The organism is Streptomyces sp. NPDC033216, from assembly GCF_055577115.1.
The window spans coordinates 1-2,812 of sequence record NZ_JBVIQK010000046.1; the positions used below are offsets into that span (position 1 = coordinate 1).

Here is a 2,812-nt window from a genome sequence, read left to right on the forward strand (position 1 = left end):
TGGGGGGTGGGGTTGGGGGTTTTTTTTTTTCCGTTTTTCTTTTTTTCCTTTGCCCCTTTTGGGGGATTTTGGGAAGTCCTGAAACCCCGGGGAGCCCCCCCCCCCCCCCCCCCCCCAGGGCCCGAAGGAACTGCTACACCATCTGCCGGCCCTCATGCTGCGCCGGCCTTCTGTTTCCGCAGACCCGACCCAAATGCTGTCGGGGATGCTGGGATCGCGGTTGCTCGACCGGAGACCACCTCACTATCGATGTCCTGCGGTACCCGGGCCCTGAACTTCCGCCCGGGCGATCCTGATGGCGCTTCGGCTCCTCCGTTCATCCCTCAGTGATCAACTACTTGACAGAACGGGAACTGCGAACTGCGGTACTGCTCTACTCGTACTACTGGTGATGCGTACTACTGGTGATGCGTACTACTGGTGATGCGTACTGCTCGGTGGCCTGTCACAGCGCCACCCTCCGACAGCCAGCCCCGTCGCCCGTCCTGCGTCTGCTCTGGCTTGGAACCCCACTGCCGGACCTCCCGGTGCGCGCGCCCGCAGCCGACGCCTTCACCGAGGTACCGCTCACTCACTTCACTGCTGGGTACTGCGAACCTCACTTACGGGTACTGCCACCGCGTGGAACGCGGTCCTGTTCACGGCGGCCCCTGATCACTGCGGGCCACCCGGTCCGGTCGTCAGTCCCGTCACCGTCCTGCGACAAGCCTGGCTTCGAAACTCCACCACCGAACCGCCCTGCGAACTGCACTTCGGTACTGCTGCCCGGCAGTTCGTGTCTGCCGGGCCCTTCGGTCCTTCTTGCTTACGAGAGAAACCATAACCACACGGCGCCCCAATGTCTACTCCGACCACGACAGATTTTTGCGTGTTCGACGAGGAGGTATTCGGCCTCGAACAGCGACGGGGAGGGGCAGGACGAGGCCACCACCGCCGGGTTCGCGACCGCAGGGCGGGACGCATGGTCGCCCGCCCGTCTCGCAGCCGCCACCCCCGCCCCGCACCACGGCGTCGGCGTCGGCGTCGGCCGCGACGTCGGCCGGTGGCCGCGACGTCGGCCGGTGGCCGCGACGTCGGCCGGTGGCCGCCGGCCACCCGAAGGCTCGACCGGCGAACACCGGCCGCGTTGCGCCCGGCGGTCGATCGCGCGGCGGCGCACTCTTCCATGCGAGGGCACGACTCCGGTCGAAATACAAATAAAGCTATTTCCGTAACGCTGTGCGCCAGTCGAATGATCAGCAATTCCCCCTCGTCCTGTCCTGATCGATGACCAGATATTTCTGCGTAATATGCGGCGGCAGCAACGAACAGGGATTTCCGGGCGTTCGGCAGGGCCCGGTACCCGACTGCCCCCACAGGAAATGGCCTTTCGATGAAGCTGAAGATCCCTCAAGCAGCTCGCCGCCGCACCTCGTCCGGCTTGCTGGCCTCGGTCCTCGCCGCAGTAGTTTCCGCCGCGATGGTCTTCATGACGCCCACGACGGCGTCGGCGATCGCCTTGCCCGTACCCCTGGGCACGGCCGCCAGTTACTCCGTTCTGTCGGGTCAGGGAGTCACCAACACCGGCAACACGGTGCTCGCCCACGACCTCGGAACGCACCCGAACCCGTCCATCACCGGATTCCCGCCCGGCCAGGTGGGAGGTGCCATCCACGCCGCGGACGCCGCGGCCCTCCAGGCCAAGTCAGACCTCGTCACGGCGTTCAACAACGCAGCCGGCCAAGCGGTGGACTTCGCCCTTCCGGCGGGAATCGGCGGAGGCCCGGCGCTGCTCCCCGGCGTCCACAAGGCCACTTCGGGTGTGGGTATCACCGGCGACCTGGTCCTGGACGGTCAGGGCAGCTCCGACGCGGTCTGGATCTTCCAGATCCCCGAATCCCTGACGACGGCGACCTCCAGTCGGATTCTCCTCACCAACGGCGCTTCGGCCTGCAACGTGTTCTGGGTGGTCGGGGCGTCGGCGACGCTGGGCGTCAACTCCAGCTTCGTGGGCACGCTCATGACCGGGATCTCGATCACCGCCAACCAGGGCGCCAACATCGAGGGCCGGTTGCTGGCCCAGGCAGGCGCTGTGACCCTCAACAACAACAGGGTCTTCCTCGGCGGGTGCGCGGCCTCCACCACGGGTGGGACGACGGGAACCACCACCGGAGGGACGACGGGAACCACCACCGGTGGGACGACCGGCGCGAGCACGAGCGGCGGCCTGGTCAGCGGCGGCCTGGTCAGCGGTGGCCTCCTGGGCGGACCGCTCGTCAGCACCGGCGGCACTTCGGGCATCACGTCCGGGAACACCGCGGGCAACACCGTCGGCGGTGGCACCGCGGGCAACTCGTCCGGGAACACGGCGGGCAACACGACCGGCGGGAACACCGCAGGCAACACCGAGGGCAACACGACCGGCGGGAACACCGAGGGCAACACGATCGGCGGGCACAACCAGGCGCCGGGCAGGCCGGATCACCATGGCGAGGGACGGCCCGACCACGACAGGCCCGACCACGGCGGCAGGCCCGACCACGGCGGCAAGCCGGACCACGGCAGGCCCGACCACGGCGGCAAGCCGGACCACGGCGGCGAGTACGACCACGGCAAGCCTGACGAGCACTTCGGCTACGACGACGTCCCCGAGGCCCACGAGGGCGACGGCCACTCCAAGGGCCACGAGGGCTAGGCGGCGCCCTTCGGTCCGTCCGTTCACCGGATGACGGCGCGGGGGGGGGGGGGGGGGGGGGGGGGGGGGGGGGGGGGGGGGGGGGGGGGGGGGGGGGAGGAAGGGGGGGGGGGGGGGGGGGGGGGGGGAAGGAAAGAA

1 protein-coding gene is annotated in these 2,812 nt (G+C 68.6%); it reads left to right on the forward strand.

Annotated elements, in window-relative coordinates; genetic code table 11:
• The first annotated feature begins 1,372 nt into the window (after positions 1–1,372).
• Entirely contained in the window at positions 1,373–2,674 is a 1,302-nt protein-coding gene (locus ACZ5Y0_RS36130; protein WP_469132864.1) for an ice-binding family protein, read from the forward strand.
• The last annotated feature ends 138 nt before the right edge of the window (positions 2,675–2,812 follow it).

What these genes read in the sequence shown, in the direction of transcription:
- ACZ5Y0_RS36130 (WP_469132864.1), top strand. Translation starts at nt 1,373, where the DNA reads ATGAAGCTGAAGATCCCTCAAGCAGCTCGCCGCCGCACCTCGTCCGGC.